This window comes from Kitasatospora sp. NPDC056181 (assembly GCF_042266225.1).
Taxonomy (GTDB): Bacteria; Actinomycetota; Actinomycetes; order Streptomycetales; family Streptomycetaceae; genus Kitasatospora.
This window is the reverse complement of the sequence record NZ_JBHJUK010000004.1, coordinates 70,353-87,969: the sequence shown is the minus strand read 5'-3', so window position 1 is coordinate 87,969 and position 17,617 is coordinate 70,353. Positions and strand designations below refer to the sequence as shown.

Annotated in this window: 6 protein-coding genes; 5 read left to right on the top strand and 1 reads right to left on the bottom strand. The window is 77.4% G+C overall.

What is annotated here, in order from left to right:
* Positions 1-4: 4 nt before the first annotated feature.
* Positions 5-4,081, bottom strand: a complete 4,077-nt coding sequence (locus ACFC1F_RS03330) for an AAA domain-containing protein (protein WP_376155308.1) — start codon at positions 4,079-4,081, stop codon at positions 5-7.
* A gap of 217 nt (positions 4,082-4,298) precedes the next feature.
* Here ACFC1F_RS03330 and ACFC1F_RS03325 point away from each other — a divergent pair, with 217 nt between their 5' ends.
* The 5 genes from ACFC1F_RS03325 to ACFC1F_RS03305 are packed head-to-tail and all read left to right on the top strand — an operon-like array spanning position 4,299 to position 17,613.
* On the top strand, positions 4,299-5,159 hold the full coding sequence (locus ACFC1F_RS03325; RefSeq protein ID WP_209409609.1) for a DUF4132 domain-containing protein: 861 nt from the start codon (positions 4,299-4,301) through the stop codon (positions 5,157-5,159).
* Positions 5,156-10,378, top strand: coding sequence for a hypothetical protein (locus tag ACFC1F_RS03320; protein WP_376155306.1), 5,223 nt, complete (start codon positions 5,156-5,158; stop codon positions 10,376-10,378). The genes ACFC1F_RS03325 and ACFC1F_RS03320 overlap by 4 nt, the downstream gene beginning before the upstream one ends.
* Positions 10,375-11,577 carry an AAA family ATPase gene (locus tag ACFC1F_RS03315; RefSeq protein WP_209409607.1) on the top strand — a complete coding sequence of 401 codons (1,203 nt, stop codon included), beginning with the start codon at positions 10,375-10,377 and terminating at the stop codon, positions 11,575-11,577. Before ACFC1F_RS03320 ends, ACFC1F_RS03315 begins: the two co-directional genes overlap by 4 nt.
* Positions 11,578-11,581: 4 nt before the next feature.
* Positions 11,582-15,535, top strand: coding sequence for a DUF5682 family protein (locus tag ACFC1F_RS03310; RefSeq protein ID WP_376155305.1), 3,954 nt, complete (start codon positions 11,582-11,584; stop codon positions 15,533-15,535).
* A complete protein-coding gene (locus ACFC1F_RS03305) occupies positions 15,532-17,613 on the top strand; it encodes a hypothetical protein (protein WP_376155303.1) in 2,082 nt (693 codons plus the stop codon). Before ACFC1F_RS03310 ends, ACFC1F_RS03305 begins: the two co-directional genes overlap by 4 nt.
* Positions 17,614-17,617: the final 4 nt, after the last annotated feature.

Sequence of the window (17,617 nt, the reverse complement as noted above, 5' to 3'; positions counted from 1 at the left end):
CGGGTCACCGGTCCCGGCGGTGGTCGAAGACCTCCAACTCTTCGGCCAGGACGTCGAAGTGGAGCTCCGGAGCCCAGAGCCGGCGCTCGCCCACCACGTAGAGGCGGCGCTTGGCGCGGCTGGCGGCGACGTTCAGCAGGTTCGGGGTCTCGGCGGCCCAGTGGCGGGCGCCCGGCGAACCGCCGCCGAGGACGAGGATCACCGCGTCCGCCTCCTTGCCCTGGGCCTTGTGGACGGTGGCGCACCGCTCCTCCAGGAGGTCCCTGGTCCAGCCCTCGCGACCGCCGCAGATCCGCTTGCACTCCTTGACCAGCTCCCGGAACGGTGCGATGACGCGCAGCCGTTCGATGCCCACGCCGTGCAGTTCGAGCTGGTTGAGGACGAATTCGAAGGCCCGCCCGTCGCGCGGGCTCCAGGCGGCGCCGGCCCTGCGTTCCGGGTCCTCGGTGTCGAACCAGCGGCTGGGCAGGAGCCCCGGGTGCTCCTCGTCGGGGAACGGCTTCGACGCGGTGCCGTAGACCATCAGGCCGTCGTAGGCGACCCGGTTGCTGACGGTGAACATGGGCTCCTCGCAGCGGCGGTGGACGCGCAGGGGCGAGCCCACCCACACCTGCTCGTCGTCGGCGTCACCGGTGGGGGCGGGCAGGTAGGTTCCCCAGCGGTTGACCCGGTCGGCGACCGCCTGCGCCGAGGTGCCGGACGGCAGCCACTCCTCGTGGACGCCGTACGCCTCCAGCAGCCGCCGTTGGAGGGCCGTCGGCATCGTGATCACGGGCGTGAGTTGCAGCGGGTCCCCGACCAGGACCGCCCGGCGCGCCCGCCACAGCGCGCCCACGGCGGCCTGCGGTGCGGCCTGTCCGGCCTCGTCGACCAGCACCCAGCCGATCGACTCGCGGTCGAGCCGGGCGAACATGCTGCCGATCGACGAGAAGGTCGAGGAGATCACCGGGACCACCAGGAACAGGGTCTGCCATGCCTGTTGGACCTGCTCGTCGGGGACGGGGCCGCTGGTGCCGGCCATCAGTTCCATCAGTACCTGGAGGTTGCCGCGCACCTTCTTCGCGGACCCGGCGACGAGTGCGCGGTGCAGGTCCAGGGCGCGCAGGAACAGGTCGCTGCGGGCGGTGGCCCAGGCCTCGTCGGTCCAGGGGGAGCCGAGTTCCTGCTCCTGGTCGGGGAGTTCGGCCCAGTCCCGGGGGAGGGACGGCAGTTCCAGGGCGGCCGCGTCGAGCCGCTCCCGGCCCTCGCGCAGCCCGGCAACGGCGGCTTCGAGCTCTCCGGCCGCCCTCTGTGCCTCGCGTCGGGCGTGCACCGACCCGGCTCGGGCCCGGGTCTCCTCGGCCTCGGCGCGGCGCTCGCGGTCCTGGGCGGCCGCCAGGCGGCCCTCCCCGGCCGCGGCCTCGGCGGCGATCCGTGCCCGGGCGTCCACTGCGAGCACCTCGGCCCGCACGGAGCGCCCCACGGTGGCGAGTTGGTCGTCGAGGCCGGCCCGGCCGGTGTCCAGCAGGTGCAGGATCTCGGCCTGGGACCGGCCCCGTTGCTCCTCGGCGGCGCGCCGGTCGGCCGAGGTCTGCAACAGGCGGCGCAGTCCGCCGCGCAGGCCGCCTTCGACATCGGCCGGGGTGTCGTGCCGGGTGGCCAGGGCCTCCACGTACCGGCGCTGTTGTTCCGCGACCTCGCGCTCCGCGGCGAGGTCCGCCCGGGCGGCGGCCAGGTCGAGGCCGGCCTGGCGGAGCCGCTCGTCGGCGGACCGGCGGGCCGTGGTGGCGGTGGCGGTGGCGAGCGTGGCCGCCGCGGTGGCCTGTTCGGCCTCGCGCAGCCGGTCCCCGGCCTCGGCGTCGCGCGCCCGGGCGGCCCGCACCGCGGACCGCAGGTGCTGGATGCGCTGCTCCGCTGCGGATGATTCGACGGTGTCCAACAGTTCGGCGAGAGCGAGGCGTTGGGTGCGCAGGCGCTCCACCTCGGCCTGCGCGGCGCGGAACGCCGCCACGGCCTCCGGCCAGGACGGCACCGGCTCGGCGGGGCCCGCGGGAGCGGCGGCGCCTGCGGGAGCGGCGGCGGCGGCGCCGGTCCGGCTCCGGGTGCGCGGTGGAGTCGGGGGGATCCAGCCGCTGAGGACGGCCTGCATCCCGCGAAGCGGCGGCAGCCCCAGGGGAGTCCGGGCGGCGTTCTCCTCGGGGGGCAGCCGGCCCCACCAGAACCGGTCGACGAACTCCTTGCGGTTGGTCTTGTTGCCGAGCACGGCGGCGATCAGTCCCCACGCCGGGGCGCCCTTGAGCAGGGCCGAGGCGAGGTCGGCGAAGTGGCCCTCGTCCGGGTGCCAGTGCTCGGCGAGGGCGCCGAGGCCGGGCAGTTCGGCGGTGATGTTCTCGACCGCGCCGTTGTTGGAGGAGGTGACCACGATCTCGAAGCCGGTCAGCCGGGGGTCGAGTGCGGCGACGTAGCGCGCATGGACGCCCTGGCGGTCCTTTCCGTACCACGGGCGCCCGGTGAACGCCTGCTCCGGCCGGTCGAACTCGGCCATCAGGGCGGCCCGTTCGACCACGAGGGCGGCGACGAGGTCCCGCAGCATGGTGGTCTTGCCGGTGCCCGGCGGCCCGTTGACGGAGAACAGGCCGCCGGTCGTTCCCTCGCGGGCCCGGAGCAGCCGGTTGACGGCGAACTGCTGGCTGAGCGCCAGCGGGTGGCGGGCCTCGGCCGGCCAGCGTCCGGCCGGGGTCAGCGCGGGACGGACGCCGGCGAGGACGGCGGCGCGGTCCTCGCGGACGTCGGTGCGGTGGGCCGGGTCGAGCTCCTCACCGGCGCTCAGGTAGGTGGTCAGGGCCGGGCCGAAGCCCTTGTCGGCGGCGGCGCGGACCCTGGCCAGGTCGGGCGGGAGCAGGCTGTTGAGGAAGAGCTGGCCGACGGTCGCGGATGCCCGGGCGTCCTTGGGGCGGCGCACCAGGCGGCTCCTGATCCGGATGGTGGCCGGGTCCAGGAGGTGCTGGACGCCGCACAGGTCGGCGATCTGGGCGGTCAGTGCGACCAGGTCCGCGAAGGAGACCGGCCGGGGGCCGTCGTCCTCCCCCGCGCCCGGGGCCGGCAGCTCGTCGTCCACCGCGACCGCGGCCGGAACTCCGCCGCCACCGGACCGGGCCGTGGTGGCGCTGCCGCCGCCCGGCGCCGTTCCGGCACCCGCGCCGCCGGCGCCCGCCGGGGCTCCCGCGTCCGCCTGCGAGGTCCCGCCGGTGCGGTCGCGGGCGGCCCGGCGTGCCTCGACCCAGTCGGCCGTCCGCCGGACCAGCGGCTCCACCGCGCCCTGGGCGGCCGCGCCCGCGACCTCGCCGAACAGGGCGGCGAGCGCGCCGACCGCCGCGCCGCCGAGGATCTCGGCGACGAGCCGCTGCCAACCGCCCCCGGAGCGACCGCCGTTCGGGTCGGCGCCGGGCCGGGTGGCCCGGTCGCCGGCGGGCCGGCCGGAGTCCCGGAGCGTCGCGTCGGGCGGCCCGGGTCGCCGGGACTCCGCCCAGGCGACGTGCGGGATCGGTGTCGCGGTGAGCTCCCGGACGGCCAGCCCGAACGCCTCGTCCAGGTCCTCGAAGCCGTCCAGCCAGCCGTCGGCCGACGGCCCGGGGTCGAAGAGCCGCCCGGCCGCCCAGGCGCAGGCGGACACCACCGGGGTGTCCTCGACCAGGCGGCCGTGCTCGTCCAGGACCAGCGCGTACATCGCGCTCTGCCCGTTCAGCACCAGCTCCCGGGCCGGCACGCCCGGGTCCGGGTCGGTGCCGTTCGGCAGCGCCGCGATCATCGCCTGGCGCAGCCGCTCCAGCTCGAACACCCCGCCGTAGACCTCGTGGCGCCACATCTTGCCGCGCGGGGCGAGCCGGGCCGCCGTCACCGGGTGGCCGGGCGCCCAGGGCAGCAGCGGGCGCGGCTCCCCGGGGACCGGGGTCAGGTCGCACAGCGCCTCGTCGGCACCGCCGGACCGGCCGGTGCGCCGGCGGCGGGGGGCGGGGATCGGCGGCGGGCTGAACAGCTCCACCGCCCGCCAGCACTCCAGCAGCGCCTCCTGGCGCCGGGTCTCCGCCCGTCCGGTCCCCACCGTTTCCCCCGTGCCGACCAGGCGGCCCGGAGCCGCTTCGTGTGCCGATCAGATTCCGGGCGAATCTACCGGATCGGGGCCGGAACTTCCCATCGTTCACCCGTTCGATGGGTTTGGAATCGAGCCTGCCCGGAGGCGGTCCCCCCGGCCGACGCGTTGTCAGTGTGTCCCGTTACGTTCCTCGCATCACTGACCAGCAGCTGGGAGGAGAGCGGCCGTGGCGTGGGTGGAAGCGGGAACGGGCGGCTACCAAGTCGCGCTCGACGAGGAGGGCAAGGTGGTCTGCCGCAACGCGGCCGGCCGCCTGTTGAAGTCCGTCCCGTCGAAGCTGAACGACGATCCGGTGGTCACCGGGCTCAGGCAGCTCACCGAGTGGCTGGCCGGGCACCGGCGGCGCTGCTTGGACGACGCCGAGCGGTGGATGGTGCGCTCGCTGCCGGTGCCCGCCGCCGTGGTCACCGCGGTCTGGGCCGACGAGGCCTGGCAGGAGGTCCTGCGCGACCTGGTGGTCACCGGCGCGGACGGTTCGGTCGCCGGGTTCCTGCGCGGGGCCGACGCCGAACGCGGGCTGGGCCTGGTCGACCTCGACGGGGACACCGTGCGCCTCACCGACGCCGAGATCCGGATACCCCACCCGGTCCTGCTGGACGACCTGGACGAGCTGCGCGAGTTCGCCGTCGAACTCGGCGTCGCCCAGCAGGTCCAGCAGCTGTACCGGGAGGTGTGGCACCGCCCGGCCGGCGCCGACGCGCCCGGCACCGAGGTCACGACCTACGCGGGCGGCCGCTACAAGGAGCTGCGCGAGCTGCTCGGCCGCTGCGCCCGGCTCGGCTACCGGGTGCGCGGCGGCCACGCCGTCCTGCCGGTCGTCGAGGGCGGCGTCGCCCTGGAGGCCCGCGTCTGGGTCGGCGACTACTACGAGTACGACGAGTGCGAGACCGGCGCACTCAGCTGGACGGGCCAGGGCGGCAAGGTCCTGCCGCTCGCCCAGGTCGGGCCGGTCGCCTGGTCCGAGGGGATGCGGATGGCCGCCGCGCTGCACGCCGGCCGCACGATCGAAGGGGAGGAAGCCGCATGACCACCAGCGCCACCGACACCGGCCGCATCGAGAGCGGCGGCACCGGTACGACCGGACAGCGCGAGCGTCTGCTGGACGCCGGGGCGGTGCTCCCGGCCGGCACCCTGCCCGGCGCCGGACGGCCCGACAGCCCCGCCGACGTGCTCACCGCCCGCAGCTACGCCCACCCCGCGCTCGACGGGCGGCGGATCGTCCGGCTGGTGCCCGGCGCGCTCGGCCCCGCCGAGGACCTGGCGGTCGAGTTCCTCGGCCTCAGGCCCGCAGAGGAGCCCGCGGAGGTCGGCCAGGTCCGCCAGGAGGCGCTGGGCTTCCCCGCCTGGGCGCTGGTCCACGACCCGGCCAACGGGCACCACGCGCTCGCCCTGGTCAAGGAGATGGAGCGGCTCGCCCGGCAGGCCAGGTCCAAGCCCGGGCACGCCAAGGACGGCTTCGAGGCGCTCGCCGTGCGCCTCGGCCGCGCCGTGCCGCACTTCCTGCCCACCTACTGCGAGGAGGTCGGCCGGATCTTCCTCGAACAGGGCAACCAGACCTACGCCGGCACCTTCTTCGGCAAGGCCCGCGAGGCCGAGCGCACCCACAGCCTCACCGTGGACGAGGAGCGGCTGCGCGCCGTCTTCCTGGAGTTCGCGCTGGCCGGCGCGCTCACCGTCAAGTCGCTGCGCCAGTACGTCAAGGAGCTGAGCACCCGGCTCGACCCGCTCACCGCCTGGCAGCGGTTCCGCCAGCTCTGCACCGAACGCTCGGCAGCCGGCATGGCCCCCTACGCGGGCGTCGCCGAGGACGCCCGCGCCCTGATCCGGGCCGCCGGGCTGGACCGCACCGAGCACGAGCGGGCGCTCCTCGCCGAGCTGCTCGCCTCACCCGCCGTCAACCGGGCGCCCGGCGCGTTCTGGAAGTCCTGGCACGGCGCCGTCATCGACCTGGGCCGCAGCGACGAGGCGGTCCGCGCCCGCCTGCTGGAGATCCTGCCCGACCCGGCCGGCACCTCCGACCGCAACGCCCAGGACGCCTCCTGGCTCGCCGTCCTCGCCGAGAGCGGCGCCGAGCAGCTGCTCACCGGGCCGCGCACCGCGCCCGCGGAGGGCGCCGGGGCCGCGGAGGGTGCCGGGCCCACCGATCCCGCCGACTGGCTGCGGAGCTGGTGCAACCACGTCGGCCGGGGCTGGAACAACGACAGCCCCGGATCCGAGACCATCGCCCTCGCCGGCCGGATGGCCGGCCGGCTGCGCGCCGACGGCGTCCCGGTCGACCTGCTGGCCGGAGTGCGGCGCAGCACCGTCCAGCTCGGCGTGCTCGACCTGCTGCTCGCCGAAGGCGTCCCGGTCGCCGACCCCGCCGACGGCCTCTCCCTCGACCTCTCCGCCTGGGTCGCCCGGTCCGACCCCGACGGCCGCACGCTCGCCGCGCTCGCCGCCGACCCGCGGTTCCGGCCCGCGCTGCGCGCCGCCGTCCCCGGCGCCTGGGACGCCGCCGTGGCCCGGCAGGTGCCCGCCCTCCCGGTGCTGCGCGAGCTGTTCGTCGAGTGGTCCGACGCGCGCGCCGACGAACTCCTGGCCACCCGCGGCCTGGCGAGCGCAGCCGACCTGCTGCGCGTCCTGCGGACCAGCCGCACGGCCATCCGCAGCGAGAACCCGGCCACCGCCGAGCGGATCGCCGGGCTCGACGTCACCGGCCTGCTCGCCCGCACCCTGCGGGCCGGCATCCTCGACGAACTCGGCTGGCCCGCCCTCGAAGAGGCGCTCCGCAGGCTCGGCGTCGAGTCGGGCACGGCACCCGGCGGCCCGGCCGGCCGGCAGCTCCCCGAGGGCCTGTACACCGAGGACGCCTGGCCGCACCTGATCCTGGCCCGCAAGGACCAGGTCGTGGTGACCGGCCCGCAGGGCATCGTGCTGGAGCACACCCTGCGCATCCCCGACAAGCTGGAGCGGTGGCAGCGGCCCCGGCTCCGCTACGTCGACGGCGAGCTGCTCGTCGCCTGGTACCGGGAAGGCAAGCAGCACGCCTACTGGTCCGGTCGCCCGGCCGAGACCTTCGTCCTCGGCGGCGAGACCGTCGTCCGCTACTACGGCGGCAACGACGAGCCCGGCGTCCCGTCCCTCCCGCTGCCCGGCGGCGGGCGGACCACCGGAGAGCGCCCCCTGCACGCCGGGGACACCCGGATGCCCGCCGAGCACCCGGTGACCGGCGACGGCACCGGCCACTGGACGGTCCGCCACGGCCGGGGCGGCGGCCACCTCACCGAGCTTGACCCGGCCACCGGCACCCTCGGCCGCGCCGCCGAGCCGCCGCGGATCGCCGCCACCGCGGCGGCCGGCCGGCTCGACGTGCAGCGCACCCGGCTGCTGCCGATGCAGCCCGGGCTGGAGGCCACCCCGCTCGGCACCGACGGTGCCGCGCTCGGCAGCTGGGTCCGGGTCGACGGAGGCCGCGTCACCACCGGTACCGCCGACGGCACCACCCTCGTCCTGGCCGGTGACGGCACCCACGCCCGGCGCTTCCCGGTCGGCCGGCTCGCCCTGCCCGGCGGCGCCCGCCCGCTGGTCGTCGAGGAGCGCGGCGGCGGCCTGGCCCTCGCCCTGCCCGACGCCGCCGGCGCCCACACCGACACCGACCCGGCGGCCGGAACCCACGTGGCCGGAACCCCGGCGGGCGGAACCGCCGGAGGCACCGTCACCACGGCCGACACGGACACCACCGCCGACCTGAGCGTCTGCCGTCCGGGCGGGCTGGCCGCCGCCGGCACCGCGTACGTCCCGCCGCTCGTCCACTGGCACGCCCTGCGGCCGCGCGACGAGGAGGGCTCGCGCGTCCTGCGCGCCGTCACCGACCAGCAGGCCGCCCGGCTGATCGACGCCGCCTGGCCGGTGGACGTCGAGCCGGTGCCCGCCGACGAGCAGCGCTGGCTCACCGTCCAGGGCACCCGCCGCCTGCTCGCCAACGGCAAGAAGTCCCGCAGCAGGGTGCCCGTCACCGCGGTCGGCGAGGCGCTGCCCGGCGTCTCCCACCCGCTGCTGCGCGCCGGCGTCGCCGGGCTCGCCCGGGCCGCCGCCGACCTGCTCGACCGGGTCGCCCGGTTCCTCCCGCAGCCCGAGGCCGAGGCGCGCCCCAAGGCCGACGCCGCCCGGCGGAGCGCCGCGTACCAGCCCGAGCACGGCCGTGACCACGAGCTGCGCCAGGCCGTCGGCGTCCTGCTCCCCGACCTCGGCGGCTTCGGCCCGTCCTGGGGGAGCGACGGCGGGTGGCTGGCCCTCAACAACCTGCGCACCGTCACCGCCGTCCTCGCCGCCCCGCCCGCGGTGCCCGAGGGCGGGGAGGGCTGGTCCACCCCGCTCCAGGTCCGGCTGCTCGGAGACGACAACCACCACGGCTGGCTCCACCTGCTCGGCCGGCTCGGCACCCTCGCCTACGCCGCCGCGGCCCCGCTCACCGGGAGCGCCGAGCGGTCTTCCCTCGTGGTGCTGCTCGACGAGTTGACGAAGGGCCTGCTCGCCGACCGCGGTGCCACCCTGCGCGAGATCACCCTCAGCGAGCCGCTCGACGAGGCGGGCCGGGAGCACCGGCACAAGAAGCGCGCCGGGCAGGTGCTGCGGCACGGCGACCGCACCGTCGTCGTCCTGGGCTGCCGCCACCACCACGGCGACCGGGTGCACTGGCTCGCCGTCGACCACGACCCGAGTGGCGCGTTCGGCCCCGTCGCCCACTTCACCACCGTCGAGGAGCGCAACACCGAGGAGCGGATCAGCGCCGCGTGGCTGGCCGGGTTCCGGCGGGTCCTGGCCCTGCGCGGCGCCACCACCCGGGAGCCGGAGCACGCCGCCGACTTCGCGGCACGGACCGGCATCGGCACCACCCGCGCCACCCTGCTGCTCAGCCCCACCGGCACCCTCTTCCACTGGTACGGCAACGTGCTGCCGGCCGACCGGCTCAAGGAGTACGGCCTCAGGAACACCGAGGCCAAGGCCGCCCGCGACTGGCTCCGCGACCGGGACCGGACCTCCCTCGCCGACGTCTGGGCCGCGCTGCTGCCCGCCGACCCGGAGAGCCTCTGGACCGAGGGCCCCGACACCGCCGCCGGCGCGGCCCGCTGGACGGAGCTGTTCGGCACGCTCGTCACGCTGCCCGAGGACGCCCAGGCCACCGTCAGCGGCGCCGACATCGGCCACATCGAGGCGGTGCTCAACCCCGCCCGGACGCCCTGGCTCAGCCGCACCACCGGCTACCGGGTGCGCGCCGACGAGGACGGCGGCGCGGTCCGCCTGCGCGCCGACGACCCCGCCGCCGTGCCCGGCGGCAACACGCTCGCCGGGACGGTCGACGCCCTCCGCTGGCTGGCCTACCACCTGCCCGCCGACAGCCCGCTGCGCCCGCTGCTGCCGCAGGCCGTCGCCGCACTGCGGGCCCGCCTGGCCGACCCCGGCCTGCTGCTGGACCACGACCTCCATCTGACCTTCAAGGACCAGAAGCTGGCCGCCGTCCTGCGCTCCCGGTACGGCCTGCCGGCCGAGGGCGGCGCCGACGCCGACGGCCTGGTCCGCTGCGGTGAGGCACTCGTCCTCGCCCCCGGCGGCGGCGAGGACGAGCACGTCTGGCTGCGCCCGGCCGGGCTCACCGGCGCCGACGACCCCCTGCTGGAGCTGCTCGGCGGGCTCTCCGCCAGCTACTGGTTCGCCGGCGAGCGGCGCGCGCTGGAAGCGGTCCTGAGCGGCGAGCTGGAGCGGCTGGTGTCGCTGCCGGAGGCCGGGCCCGAGGGCGGTGCGCCGACCGGCTGGGCGCAGGACCCGCAGCTCAGCGTGCCCGACCTGGTCGCCGAGGCCGCCAAGGCGCACGGCCTCGGCGAGGACGCCGCCGCGCTCTACCTCCAGCTGCTCGCGCTGCCCGACCCGACCGACCGCAACGTCGCCCGCTGGACCGGCTGGAAGCCCGCCCGGCTGAAGCGGGCCCGTGCCGAACTCGCGGCCACCGGCCTGGTGCTGGAGGCCAAGCGGGCCCGGGCCGGCCGCAGTCTCTTCCTGCCCGGCGGCTGGCAGGAGGCCAAGGCCCCCGGCCTGCCCGCCGAGACCTGGAAGGCCGGTCTGTACGAACTGCCCACCCACCACACCGTCCTGCCGCACCTGTCCGTCCCGGAGCTGTTCGCCCGGGCCTGGCAGCGGATCGGCGACGGGGACACCCCCGGCTACGAAGAGCTCCGGACCAGCAAGCGCAGGAAGGCCCGCCGATGAGCACCACCGAGACCGTGAACACCCACCCCCCGGCCGCCGGGCCCCCTCCCGCCCGGACGGCGAAGGCCGGGACGCCGACCCCGACGCGGCAGAGCGTCCCGGCGGAGGAGAAGTACGCCGCCGAGCTGGAGTTCCTGGCCGCGCACGACTCCGGCCCCCGCCCGCCGGGCTGGCGGCTCACCCCGCGCGCCGTCGTCACCTTCGTGATGGGCAGCGACGGCGAGAAGCTCAAGGCCGGGCGGAAGAGCCTCGCCGTCGAGCAGAAGTTCGTCGGTGAGCGGGCGCTGGTCGAGCGCTGCGTCGTCACCCTCGCCGGCGAGCGCGGCCTGCTGCTCGTCGGCGAGCCCGGCACCGCCAAGTCGATGCTCTCCGAGCTGCTCGCCGCAGCCGTCTGCGGCACCAGCGCGCTCACCGTCCAGGGCACCGCCGGCACCACCGAGGACCAGCTCAAGTACGGGTGGAACTACGCCCTGCTCCTCGCCAAGGGCCCCAGCAGGGAGGCGCTGGTGCCCTCGCCGGTGCTCACCGCGATGACCACCGGCGCCGTCGCCCGGGTCGAGGAGGTCACCCGCTGCCTGCCGGAGGTCCAGGACGCCCTGGTGTCGCTGCTCTCCGAACGGCGCATCGCCGTCCCGGAGCTGGCCGGCACCCCGGACGGCCAGCTGCACGCCGCGGCCGGCTTCACCCTGATCGCCACCGCCAACCTGCGGGACAAGGGCGTCAGCGAGATGTCGGCGGCCCTCAAACGGCGGTTCAACTTCGAGACGGTCGGCCCGATCGGCAGCCTCGCCGCCGAGGTCGAGCTGGTCCGCCGCCAGTCCACCGCCGCCGTCGCCCGCGCCGGAGCGCCGTACGCGGTGGACGACGCGGTGCTGGAGGCACTCGTCACCGCCTTCCGCGACCTGCGCACCGGCCGCTCCACCGAGGGGTGGGACGTCGAGCGCCCGTCCACCGTGATGAGCACCGCCGAGGCCGTCTCGGTGGCCACCGCCCTCGGCGTTTCCGCGGCCTACCTGCCCGACGGCGGCGACCTGCTCGGGCGGCTGCCCGGCCAGCTGATCGGCGTCGTCCGCAAGGACGACCCGTCGGACGCCGCCCGCCTGCTGGGCTACTGGGACGGCCCGGTCCGCCGCCGTGCGGAGCAGGGCGCCGGCACCTGGCGCACCCTGTGGGACCTCCGCCCGGCACTGGAGGCGTGAGGCGATGACGACGAGCAGCGTGGTCCACGCCCACGGCGCGGACGCCGACGACCCCCGCCGGGTGCCGGCCGACCCGCGGGGGGTGGTGGAGTCGGAGGCGGCCCGGTTGGCCGCCTCGGGCACCGCCACGCCCGGGCCGTACCTGATCGGGGTCCGGCACCACGCCCCCTCGCTCAGCGCGGTCGTGCCCGCGCTGCTCGACGCCGCCCGCCCCGAGGTGGTGCTGGTGGAACTGCCCGCCGAGTTCCAGCCGTGGCTCGGCTGGCTGGCGGACGAGTCCACCGAGGCACCGGTCGCCCTCGCCGCCGCCCCCGGCGGGGCCGGGTGCGGCGCGGCGGAGCCCGCGGGTGACGGTGCGTCCGGGCTCGCCTTCTACCCGTTCGCCGACTTCTCCCCGGAGCTGGCCGCGCTGCGGTGGGCCCGGCGCAACGGCGTGGAGGCGCTCGCCTGCGACCTGCCGCTCGCCCACCGGGGCCAGGGCCGTTCCGCCCACGCCGACGGCCCGGCCGACGCGCCGGGGGAGGGCGGCCACCCCGGGGTCGCCGACGCGCTGCGTCACCGGCTCACCGGCCGCGACGACGACGAGGACCTCTGGGACCGCCTGGTCGAGACCGCGGCCCCCGGCTCCACCCCGGAGGCCGTCCGGCGCGCCGCACTGCTGGTCGGCTGGGCCATGCGCCACGACGCCGCCGCCCGCACCGGCATCGACCGGTACGACCTGCGGCGCGAGGAGTGGATGCGGGCGCGCATCCGGGCCGCGGCGGCAGGCGGGCGGCGGGTCGCCGCCGTGGTCGGCGCCTTCCACGCACCCGCGCTGCTCGATCCGCCGACCGACCCACAGCCAGATCCGCGGGACGGTGTGAAAGCCGACCCGCAGGCCAACTCACAGTCCGACCCGCAGGACGGTGCGGCGGCCGAGGCGCGGCCGGTGCCCGACGGCGGCCACGTCGTCTCGCTGATCCCCTACACCTACCCCCTGCTCGACGCCCGCTCCGGCTACCCGGCCGGCATCCGCGATCCCGAGTGGCAGCACACCGTCCTCGCCGCCGGCGGTGACCCGGAGCACCTCGCCGAGGCGCTCGTCCGCACCGCCGTCCGGATCTGCGAGGCCCTGCGCACCCAGGACCACCCCTCCGGCCCCGCCGACGCCCGCGAGATCGTCCGCCTCGCCGGCGACCTCGCCCGCCTGCGCGGCCTCGCCGCCCCCGGCCGCGGCGAACTGGTCGAGGCCGTGCAGACCGTCCTCGCCCAGGGCGAACCGCTCGGCCGGGGCCGCGCCGTCGCCCGCGCCCTGGAGAGCGTCCTGGTCGGCACCCGCACCGGTCGCGCCGCCCCCGGCGCTCCGCGCAGCGGCCTGGCGCCCGCCGTCGAGGCCCTCCTCGCCCGGCTCGGCCTCCCCGGCCCCGCCGACACCGCCGAGGCCGGACCGCGCGAACTCCGCCTCGACCCGCTGCGCTCGGCCCTCGACCGCCGTCGCGAGCTGCTCCTCCACCGCCTCACCGCCTGCGCCGTCCCGTACGCCGAGCCGGTCGCCACCACCGGCGCCGGAGGCACCGAGACCATGGGCACCCGCTGGCGCGTGCAGTGGACCCCGGCCACCGCGGCGATGCTCACCGTCGCCGGCACCCGCGGGGTGACCCCGGCCCAGGCGGCCGAAGGCGCCCTGCGGGAACGCCTGCGCCGCGAACAGCAGGGCGACGGTCCGACCGCCCGCGAGGTCCTCACCGGCCTCGCCGAAGCCGCCGCCTGCGGCCTCCCCGCCCTCGCCGGCACCCGCCTCGGCCAGCTCACCACCGTCCTCCCCGAGACCGCCGCCCTCCCCGAACTCCTCGACGCCCTCGCCCTCCTCGACCGCCTCACCGCGGGCCACGTCCCCGGTCTCGCCCCGGATCCGTCCGGCCCGGCCGACGCGGCCGATGCCGCGGCGGCCGAGGCGGTCGGCGCACCCGGGCCGGCGCCCGTTCCTCCGGTGGGCGTTCGCCGGGCCGGGGCCTCCGCCTCCCCGTCGCCGGCCGGTCCGGTCGAGGGGGCCGCGCCCTCAGCCGACCTGAACCCGGTGTCCGCCGAAGCACTGGCGGCCGCAGGGGAGCTGCTGACCACCGCCGCGGTGCGTCAGCTGGAGGGCCTGGGCGGGTCGGACGATCCGGCGGACGCCCGTGCTCTGGTGGAGCTCGCGCGCCGGGCCGACCGCTCGGGCGGGGTCCGGCTCGGCCGGACGCTGGCCGAACTCGCCGACGGGGGGAGCCCGTTGATCCGTGGTGCGGCGGGGGCGGTACGGGTGCTGCTCGGCCAGGACGCTCCGACGGCGTTCGGGGGCCGGGCCGCCTCGTGGGTCGACGGTGCCACCGGCCCCGAAAGCCGGTTCGCTCTCGGGCGCGCGCTGGTCGGGCTGCTGACGGCGGCCGAGGGGCTCTTCGACACCGCGCCCGAGGTGCTCGAACCGGTGCTGGAGCGGGTCACCACGTTGCCGGACACCGGCTTCCTGGACCGGCTGCCCGCGTTGCGCGGTGGCTTCGACACCCTCAGCCCGGCCGCCCGTGACCGGCTGCTGGTCCTGGTCGAGGAGCGGCTCGGCACCCGCCTGCACGCCCTGCCCGACGCCGTTGCGCCCGCGCTGCTCGCCGGCTGGGCCCGCGCCGACCTCGCGGCCCGCGCCGCCCTGGGCCGGCGCGGCCTCCTCCCGGAGGCGTTCGCCGCGACGCCGGACCGCCCGGCTCCGGCCGCCACCCCTGCCGACACCGCCACCCCCGACACCCCCGATACCCACGACACCGACACCCCCACCACCCCCACCGCCTCTGCCCGGACCGACGCACCCGCCCAGCTGCTCGCCCCCGCCGAGCGGTGGCGGTTGCTGCTCGGGCGGCCGGGGAACGGCGGCCTCGCCGGACGGTCCGCCCGGCTCGCCACCGCGCTCGACGAGTTGTACGGCACCGGCCGCGGGGAGGGTTCCGGGCCGGGGCTGGAGGGCCGGGGCGGTGCGGGCGGCAACCGGGGCGGCCGGGAGGCGCCGTATCCGGGCGTACGGGAGTGGGGCGAGGAGTTGGCCGCGCTGTTCGGGCCGGGAATCCGGGAGGAGGTGCTGGCCGCGGCCGCGGCGCAGGGCCGGACGGACGCGCTGGAGGCGATCGACCCGGATGCCGTCCGCCCCTCCGTCGAGTTGCTCCGTACCGTGCTCGAACACGCCGGCGGGCTGCCCGAGGCGCGGATCGCCGGACTGCGCCCGCTGGTGCGACGGCTGGTGGACGAGCTCACCCGAGAGCTGGCGACGAGGCTGCGCCCGGCGCTGACCGGGATCAGCGTCCCGAGGCCCAGCCGCCGGCCGGGCGGCGGGCTGGACCTGGACCGGACGATCCGGGCCAACCTCGCCACCGCCCGCCCCGCACGACCGGGGGACGAGCACGGCGGGACGGTGATCGTCCCCGAGCGGCCCGTCTTCCGGACCAGGGCCCGCAAGGCGGCGGACTGGCGGCTGATCCTGGTCGTGGACGTCTCCGGGTCGATGGAGTCGTCCACCGTGTGGGCCGCGCTGACCGCCTCGATCCTGGCCGGGGTGCCCGCGCTCAGCACCCACTTCGTCGCGTTCTCCACCGAGGTCGTCGACCTGACCGAGCGGGTGGACGATCCGCTGAGCCTGCTCCTGGAGGTCCGCATCGGCGGCGGCACGAACATCGCGAGCGGGCTGAAGTACGCGCGTGAGCTGGTGACGGTGCCGTCCCGGACGCTGGTCGCGGTGATCAGCGACTTCGAGGAGGGCGGCCCGGTCGGCGGGCTGCTCGCACAGACCCGGGCGCTGGTCGACTCGGGCTGCCGGCTGCTCGGCTGCGCCGCGCTCGACGACACGGGGACGGCGCGGTACTCGAAGGCGGTCGCGAGCCAACTGGTCGCGGCCGGGATGCCGGTGGCGGCGCTCAGCCCGCTCGAACTGGCCCGCTGGGTGGGGGAGAAGATCCGATGACGGCATCGATGGAAGCGGACACGACGTGGCCGGCGGTGCGGCCGGAGGTGGTCGCCGAGGTGGTCGGCGGGCTGTCGGCGCGCCTGCAGAAGCGGTTGGACGGTGCGGCCGCCAAGCTGGCCGCGCGGCCGGTGGAGCGCTCCGGCGACGACTGGCGGGTCGCGGTGGACGAGGAGGCGGAGCTGGTCCTGCACGCGCCGGGCGGAGTGGTCGTCGACCAGGCCGGCGTCCGCTGCGGCTGCCTGCTCGCGCCCGCCTGCGTGCACCGCGCGGCAGCGGTCACCGTCTGCCGGCTCGCGGAGGACGAACAGGAGCCCGTGCCCCCGGCGGACGCCACGGCAGGGGCCGCACCGGAGGGCGTCACGACAGCGGCCGCACCGGCGGAGGCGGGCGGCGAACAGCCTCCGGCCGCCGCCCCCGGGCCGGACGCACCGCTCACCCCGGCCGAGTCGGCCGCCCTCCGGCACCTGCACCGGGCCGCCGCCGCCGTCCTCGCCGCCGGCGTCGGCGGGGCGGGGGCGGTGGTCCAGGCGGAGCTGCTCCGCGCGGGGCACCGGGCCCGGCTCGCGGGGCTCCACCGGCCGTCGGCGGCGGCGGTGGCCGTGGTGACCAGGATCCGCGCGGCACGCTCGGGCGAGCCGGACCACCGGCTCGCCGACCTGGTCGCGGCCGTGCGCGAGCTGCTCGAACTGACCACGGCCCTGGTGAACGGCCACGGCGGCACCGCCGACCTGCGCGGCACCGCCCGGCAGACGTACGCGGAGGCGGGCGGCCTGCGGTTGTACGGGCTGTTCTCCGAGCCGGTGCTGACGGCCACCCACGCGGGAGTGCTCACCTGGGCGGTGGACGCCACCGGGCGGCTGAGCACGATCGCGGAGGTCATGCCGCACGCCGATGCCACGGCCGCGGCCCCGCAGGCCGTCGGCGCCGGCGGCCGGGCGGTCCGGCTGGGCGACGCGCTGCTCAGCCATCGTGAGTTCAGCCGTGCCGGGCTGGTCGTCCAGGGGGCGACCAGGTCCGCCAACGGGCGGCTCGGCGCGGGGGCCTCCGTGAAGGCCGTCCGCGCGGCGGGTGCCGCGTGGACGGCGGAGCCGGCGGCCGGCCTCTGGGCGGAGCCGGCAGCCACGCAGGTGGAGCGTGCCCTGTCGGCGGCGACGGTGCCGTACGAGAGCCGGCCGGCCGGGAGCGACCTGCTCTTCCTGGACGTCACGCTGCTCGGCGCCGCACCGCACGGCGCGGCCGGTCCGGTGCGGCTGCTCGCCGACTGCGACGGCCTGGTGGTCGCGCTGCGCGCGGCGCACGACCACCCCGGCCTGGCGTTCCGGGGCAATCTGGCGCTGCTCGTGACCGCGCCGGGCCTGCGGCTGCGGGTGATCGGCCGACTGGAACGGGCCGCCCGCCCCGAACTGCGCCTGCTCGCGGTGGCCCCGGCCCCGGTGGCTCCGGCCCCGCTCGCCCCGGCCCCGGACGGGCCGGGACAGGCGGGGCTGCACGAACAGGTGGGCCTCCCGTCGCTGGCCCTTCCCGCCGACCGGGCGGGTCGGGTCAACCTGGGCCTGGAGCGGCTGCAGACCGCCGACATCTCCCTCCCCGAACGCCTCGCCGGGCCGTTCCCGCAGCCCCTCCCGGGGCCCGTCCCCGAGCGCCTTCACGACCCGACCGACCCCGTCGACCCGGTCGGCCCCATGGCCCCGGCCGGCCCGGCCGTCTCGGTCCGGGCTTCGGACGGCTCCGACGCACCCGACGTCCCCGTCCACCTGCTCACCCGCCGGGTCGAGCAGGCCGTGACCGGCGGGCGGCCGGCGCTCGCCCTCGGCACGGGGAAGGCCGGGACGCTGGACGCGGACGGGGCACGGCTGCGGGCGGCGGGACTCGCGACGGGGGCGCTGCTGCTGGGCGGGCTGTGCGCTGCGGCGGGGGACCAGCCGCGGGACGTGTTCGGCCGGGTGGTGGCGGACGATCACGAGGCGTTCACCACTGCGTGGCTGGCGGCGGCCTGCTACGGCGAGGAGCTGGCCTCGGCGCTCTGCGCGGGCGGCTGGGCGCGGCAGGGGGAGGAGGTCACATCCGCCCCATAAGGAA

What these genes read in the sequence shown, in the direction of transcription:
- ACFC1F_RS03315 (WP_209409607.1), top strand. Translation starts at nt 10,375, where the DNA reads ATGAGCACCACCGAGACCGTGAACACCCACCCCCCGGCCGCCGGGCCC.
- ACFC1F_RS03320 (WP_376155306.1), top strand. Translation starts at nt 5,156, where the DNA reads ATGACCACCAGCGCCACCGACACCGGCCGCATCGAGAGCGGCGGCACC.
- ACFC1F_RS03305 (WP_376155303.1), top strand. Translation starts at nt 15,532, where the DNA reads ATGACGGCATCGATGGAAGCGGACACGACGTGGCCGGCGGTGCGGCCG.
- ACFC1F_RS03310 (WP_376155305.1), top strand. Translation starts at nt 11,582, where the DNA reads ATGACGACGAGCAGCGTGGTCCACGCCCACGGCGCGGACGCCGACGAC.